The 7,003-nt window shown below is 57.6% G+C and carries 2 protein-coding genes and 1 pseudogene; all 3 read right to left on the bottom strand.

Annotated features, from left to right (window positions below; genetic code table 11):
* Positions 1-889: pseudogene (locus EX88_RS26285) on the bottom strand (hypothetical protein); the annotation flags it as partial.
* Positions 890-974: 85 nt separating this feature from the next.
* The gene (locus EX88_RS25505) at positions 975-2,666 is read right to left on the bottom strand and encodes a PA domain-containing protein (protein WP_081931375.1); all 1,692 of its coding nucleotides are present in this window, start codon (positions 2,664-2,666) and stop codon (positions 975-977) included.
* A gap of 1,275 nt (positions 2,667-3,941) precedes the next feature.
* Complete coding sequence (locus tag EX88_RS25510; protein ID WP_081931376.1) at positions 3,942-6,491, bottom strand: winged helix-turn-helix domain-containing protein; 2,550 nt, start codon at positions 6,489-6,491, stop codon at positions 3,942-3,944.
* Positions 6,492-7,003 lie beyond the last annotated feature (512 nt).

Consider the following 7,003-nt stretch of genomic DNA (forward strand, 5'->3'; position numbering starts at 1 on the left):
GACGTAGGGTCGTTTCGTCGCCAGAATTGGCATGGTCCTTCGCGGCGGACAGCGTCACGGCATCGCCGTCATTAGCATGCTTCTTCGCGGCGGACAGCGTCACGGCATCGCCGTCATTGGCATGCTTCTTCGCGGCTGCCAGCGTCATGGCATCGCCGTCGACGGCGGAAGCTTTCGCGCTCTCGAGCGAAGTCCGACTCACCGCGTCTGCATGCGATTTAGCCTGATCGAGACTTTGTTTACTAGCTGCGAAAAGCTGGCCACCAGTAACGGCATCTGAGCTGTCCTTTGCTAGAAGGCCGTCCGCAACGTTAATGATTTGCCGCTTAAACGGCGCGACTGTACGGCCGGCGCTGTCGGCTTGCTCCGTCGAGCTTCCGACCGACATTACCCCATCCCGATCGGCTACGGAGTTAGCTCCCAGCGCAAGGCTGTTGTTTCCGCTCGCACGGCTCAAACGCCCGATAGCCGTACTTCCTTCTCCATTGGCCAGGGCAGACTCGCCGACTGCGATTGTGTTGATGCCCATCGCGTTGGAATTGGCGCCCAACGCAGTGCTTCGGTCTTCTCCCGCAAAGCTTGAAGAGCCGAAACTCGTTGCATCAGCGCCCGAGGCAGAGCTAAAAGCGCCACCAGCAGTGGTGTTCGTGCCACTGGCTTCGCTGCCGGCTCCTAATGCAGTCGCACTCGTGCCATCGGCGTTACTGCTATTGCCTAGTGCCGAGGCGTCGGAGCCGTTGGCTACCGCGTTGTCCGTTCCATCGTTCTTACCTTGTGCCCGAATATATTGCTGGGCGTAAGAAGTGAGCGGTAGACATAGAACCAGCAATGCCGCTCCGGCAATAGCACTAAAGCCGGAAGTGGGTTTGCGAAGTGTGAGTGTCTTCATTATTGATATAGCCTTGAATGATGCAGTTCGCCCTACCGCAGCCATTGAAAATGCCCCCGGCGACGGCGGTCTATAAACGTTCCTTTCAGTGCCAAGCCCTGTACTGCGTCTCTGCCTTGCTGCCCAAGAGACACTTCTTCAAGCTGACGGCCTGAAGTGGTGTGAATAGCTTGGCTTCCATCCGAGACTGGACATATCGGCCGGTGCAACTGCGGTACTCGGCGACCGACTTTGCGTAGCGCGCGCACATTTTGACGTTGGCCATTGCATTTGCGCCCGGAACCAAGCCGCCAGGCAAGGAGACGGGCACGGTTGTATTGCAATCGAGTAGGCGAAGATTTCCGCGGTTGACCGGCCAGCCGATATCAGCCAGGAGCGCGGGGGTAAGATCCAGAAAGGCCTGGGCAATCAAGCTTTTCGTATTGCTCGGCTCCATCAACGCGTTGGGCTTAAGGCGGGTGTCAAAATGTAAAAGAGTAGAACCGGGAGACGCCGGGTTCGGCGCGTAGAGTTTTACCCGGGATATGGGCCTCCGGGCGGCATCGACTCCATCCGGGAGCGTCCCAGCCAAGTGGTTGTCTGCAAACGCACCGAATCCGTTGATTGTCATTCCAGCAAGATCCGCAACGAAGCGATTACCATCGGCTTGGCTTATGGTTATTACGGGGATGGTCACGGGTGCGGGAGTGGCAGAAAGGGCGAGTTCCGGAGCGGGGCCGCCGTTGTTGTTTGAAATTATGACTGCTGCTGCGCCTGCTACTTGGGCGTTGTAGGCCTTTAGAGCTGAGAAACATGAGCCACCACCGCGATCGATCAGAGCGATATTATTGGCCACTTCTGCAACATTCGTGATCGCCTCGCAACCGTCGTACTTGACGACGTTATTTCCGTCCACGACAGCGCCGTAAGTTCCACGCACCACCTTCCCGGTGAACGCCGAGCTAGCCGCCGACGGGCCAATATCCGTACTAGCATAGTTCACTACGCCTGCGATCCGAGCGGGCGCCGAGACGACTAGGCCGATATCTTCTTCGAGTACCAGGCCTGCCTCATGCGTCACATTCGGCCCCGTCCAGACCAGTCGATCGCTGACCAATCCTGCGGCTCGTTGTGCATTCGTCATGGTGACCCAATTGCTGCCATTCGCTTCGCGGACAAAGCGGTCGTATATCCTGGGAATGAACTTCGCGTCGCGATTGGTCGTTGAGTCCCCATGGAAGCCCAGGCCATGCACAAGCTCGTGAGTTACGACGTTAAGGAAGTTGATATACCCATCCGGAGTCCTACCATCAAGCCCAAAATACCAACCCACCTCCGGTTTGCACTTCGGGCTTCCAAAGATGCCATTGAAGTGCGACTGGATGTCGTCTTCGCCGGGAGCGTTGTCGGTGCCACGCAGGGCGTTCGCGAGGGCTACGGGGTACTTGGTGTCTCTTAAGGGGGCGCCGGAAAAGTTGTAGTAGCTTGAAACGGCAGCTGCATTTCCCAAAACTGTCTTGCCAGCATCGCACCGCAATGGAGCGAAGCTTGCCCTCACTCGTAGTGGTTCCACTCCGTTGAGGAGCGCGCCAAACATGTCGAGAGCGAAACGATAGACAATCTGTCTCTGTTCGCCCACCGTCGTTCCAGGATTTCCGCCTGTCGGGACGGCGGCGGCCGCATCGTTGAGTCCATCGCCCGCTTTATCGAGGTTGACTAGCACTACCTCAACAGCGCTGACCTTTGGCGAGAACCAAAGTGCGGCCAGGGCGATAAGGCAATAGGTCGGCGCTTTCATCAGCGCACCTCGCCTTGTGATGGGCTTTGTGCGTCACCCTCGTGGTGAATCACGGTGCGTCCGTCCTTTTCTCTGGTAGTAATGAGCAGAGAAGCGGGCGGCTCTACGTGGCGGACGCCATCGCCTGGCCGCTTTGAGGTGGTTGAAGCGGCCGCAGATTTCGGTTCATCGCTCTTCCTGCTAGCTTGAGTCACGGCGCGATGATGAGCCGTGGCAGGCTGTAATGCGCACACTGCCAGTAGCAGGGCGCAGCGACAAAGATAACGATACTTCAGCTGGGTACGCATAGTTTCTACTCCCCTCGGCAGGTCGGTCTATATTTGCTGCTCCTTAGGTGTTGTCGGGTCACCGAAGCTTCACGGTTGACCATTTCCTGGCGTATTGACTATTTCCAGCGATGACCTGGGATTTACATGCTCGTGGCGCGAGCATTCGGTTCGCACTCTGGCAACAGACGGCCATAAAGCCCTATCGAATCGCTGTGATAGGTTTCGCTGTCGACTTTGAGTCAATAGAAATTCTTTACTCTCGATTGTCGTTAGGTACTCGGGGCTTGCGCATATCCAGGATGGGGAAGCTCCCTAGTCTTCGTGGATGTGTCGTTTGCAAGTAGAGCTAAGCGCCGAGGCCGGCGCCCTCTGGGGCAATCATTTAACTGCGGCGGAACGCTTGCGCCTCCCTGGTTGGGTCGATGAGAAAGTATTAGAAGAAACAGAACTGCTCGCTCCTAGCAGTGCCCAACTGCATAGTGAAGCGTTCGTCGGTGGCTAGGGAACTGGGAAAACTCCTGGCACACTATGTCGAGAGCGCTGTTGTCCGCCGATCGCCCACCCAGGCGCTGCGAGCAGAACGTAAAAGCGCGTCAATCGCCATATCCCTGGCGTCGCCTAGGGGAGCCCGCGTGCACCGCCGTGCCTGCGCCTCCCGTCCGACCGCGGCGACGCCCTGGACGTCCCTCGCGCTCGGTCACTCTGTCGAGGCGCCGCTCAACGAACGCTACGACGGATCGGGCGCTGGATGGGGGCGCCAGGGCGGCGCGTGTAGAACGAGCTAATCGCCGACGCAGTAAGTCGCCGTGACCACGATGGTGTCGTTGCAACTGCAGCTGCTGGGCGCTTACGCGCGAGTGCGGCCATTGGCCGGTCGCAATCGCGCTGCGCCGGCGCCGGTACGATCATGGGGCGGGAGAGTCTTTCGTCTCTTGATTGGCTGACGCGAGCCCGTCGAAGTGGTCTGAACCGAAGTGCATCAAGAGTTAGTGCTTCGCCAGGCTGGCTAAGCTGGGATATCAGCTTCCGCCCGCGTCAAGTCCAGCGAGGGAAACGTGACTCCACGCATGCCGCTGCGGACTATAAGCTCTTCACGATGGGTTTGATTGCCTGCCAAGTCACCCAACTGCTGACGCGGGTCCGCTCGTGAGCAGGCATTCCTCGCTAAGGCGATAGGGTTCGGTTGAAGTTTCGCCAAGTAGTCGTCGGCACGTTCCAGAGCCGAAACGGCCGCCGTATAGCGTCCGTGAACTGTATGGAGCTCAGCGGCCATACGTTCCAGATCAACCCGTGCGTCTCCTTGTAGGTCCAGTCGACGGAGTTGCCGAATGTTTGCATCTGCAGAATCGAGCTGGGCACTGTGAATGTTCGCTCGGATCAAGCTAAGAGTAATGCGACTGGCCATCAACGAGTCGCCGGTGCCGCGGGCAACGATCAATGTCTCTTCTAGCTCCCTACGATAAGTGGGCAGGTCTCCTGCATCGAAGTTATGAGTCGCGATGTGTCGCATGACGAGTCCTTCGAGTCTCCGGTTCCCGGCAGTCCTGACTTGGGCCAGGAGCAATTGATGTCGCGCGACCGAATCGCCGTCTGGCGATATGTCCAGATCGGCAAGAAATCGCGCGAAAAGCGTTGCCGTGCGATCGCCCCCTATCTCCAACAGCCTCGCAGCGAGCTCATACTGCTTATTATCGGCACGTTCTCCAAACTGCTCGGTGTCGGCTTGTGCGAGCAGCAGCATCGCACGACCGCGCTCGAGTTCCCATCCTGCGCCGGCATTGTGCGCCAGGTATTCTGCCGCTCGCGCGCTCTGTCGAGAGCGTTCATAATCGCCAAGGTTCTGGTGCACTGCACTTAGTGAGAGCAGTCGTTCAATGCGGGTCTCCAAGGGGGGGCGCTGGTCCCATACTGGGTCCGATAGAATCTTGAGCGGCTCTTGAGGCGCATCGTTTTGTCTTAAGAGGCGTGCGCGTTCGAGCAGATACTCGGTCTTTAGCGGATGGGCATCTAGTAGTTCGGAGAATGCCGCGCTGGCCTGAGGAAGGTGCTGCGGGTCCATGGCCGCGGTTCTCGCTCGCATCAACTCGAGGACATCGGCAGGGGCCGGCTGCAGAAGTTCACGTGCGGCATTCATCTGCTCTACAGCCGATGCGGTTTGATTCAGGTGGGACTGAGCCCGGGCCAACTGTATTCGAGCCAGTCCGAACTCAGGCGCCTGCTTCACGATCTCGCTGGCTATGGCAGACACCGCTATCCAGTCACGATGCTCGATCGCATCCACGGCATCGGCATAGCGAAGTGCTGTCGGCGTGTCCGCTGCTAGGGGGGGCCATGTCTGGGGACGTTCTGGCACGAACTGCGCCATCACCTTTCGAGACATTTGGTCGGCTAGGGTGGATATTTGTGAAACCGGAGCCTGCAGTTCGAATCGATGCTCTTGCCCATCAACTTGGAAATGCGCTCGCATCCAGGCTTGTGAGGGATCATTCGAAACAGCCCCGGATGAGAGGAATATAGAAATGGGTATCTGCTCGCTACCGCTGGTGGCGAGGTCTGCCTCGCTTAACAGCGTCACTTCAGGCAGGCTGCCGAGCTTCCACCCCAGCCGTTCGCGAAATAATTTTGCGGGCCATTGCATCAAGTTCGCTCGATCTTCGAGGTCAATCAATATCACGGTTTGCGGTCGTTTCGCTGGCGCTGCGGTTTTCGGCGCATATTCAAAGAGCGAGCTGACTAAATAAAAAAGCCAAATGACCAGAAGAGCGAGGGTTACCATGCCCGTCGCTATTGCGGTGTGTCGCGCGTGCCAGGTAAAGCCACGTCGAACAATTGACGGTGTCGGAACCAGTTCCCGTTCCGGCACCGCTGCCTCAACAGAATCCTTTAAGTTGAGGCTTTCAGAGGGCGTGAGACTCGACTCGAGGGCGGCTGGCGAGTTAGCCGAGATGTTTGGGATCAGTGTTTCCAGGGGGGGCGACATATCCGTCGCCATGGCGACATGTCGCGCGTACCAGGTCGAATCATGTCGAGCAATCGATGGCGCCGGAATCAGGTGCTGCTCCGTCACAATTGCTTCAACAAAATCATCCGAGCTGGAAATTTCAGGTGACGCGAGATTCGGCTCGAGGGGCGGGGGCGGGTGGGCCGATGTCGTGGGGATTAATGTGTCCACGGATGGTGAGCCGCCGGCGTCCGCTGGCCTGGCTAAGAACCATTCGATGGGAGCGGGAGGGTTGAAGATATAGCCGCGTTTAGCAAACGTGTGAATCCATAGTTTTTGTTCGTCCCCCAGTGCTTTACGAAGTAGCCACATGCTTTGGCTGAGGTTGGCGTCTTCGACGATAAGGCCGGGCCACAGGCGTTCGAGTAATTCGGCGCGGCTATGGAGCGTGTAGGGTTCGGCCAGTAATAACAGCAGCAGATCGAATAGGCGTTGCGGTAAGTCAAGTTTTACCCCGCCTAATATTGCGCGGCGGTGGTAGAGGTCGATCAGAAGATTTCCCGTTTGCAGAAAGCGTGATTCGCGTGGCCATGGCGGATTTTGGGCAGCGGTCATGAGACACCTCAAAGACTATTGGGGCGTGAACTGACGTTATAAGAGCCAACATTCGAACTGAGAGATGCTTCGCCGGTGTCGGCAGCCTATTCCTATAGGGGCTCGACATGCTTATTGCGGGATTGAGCCTGCGGTGGGACGCGGGTTCTTGTCAACGGGTCGTTGCGACTTTGATCGCGACTCTCGTCGGTATGGTTAGAAGAATTGAGAAGAAAAGATCTTTTTTAGAAGCTTCTACCGCCCATGAGACGGTACATCGAACGAATCCGGCCAAGGTTAGGGGCAGGCACCTGAGCAAAGGAGGAACTGCAAGGTTCTGTGGGGGTAATAGACCGGCCGCAGATGAGTGAGGTATGGGTCGAATTGAATTGGCAGCGCCTCTGATTGCCGTCGTTCGTACCCGATAGCGGCCTCAGCTCGGCTCGTGAGCGGAGCTTTAATGACGGGTTCTCCTTAATATTTCTCGTGCTTATGGTGTTTCCCGCTGCAGCTTGGGCGTAGCTCGCCACAGG

Origin of the sequence: Lysobacter antibioticus (assembly GCF_000731095.1) — a bacterium.
GTDB classification, from domain to species: Bacteria; Pseudomonadota; Gammaproteobacteria; order Xanthomonadales; family Xanthomonadaceae; genus Lysobacter; species Lysobacter antibioticus_B.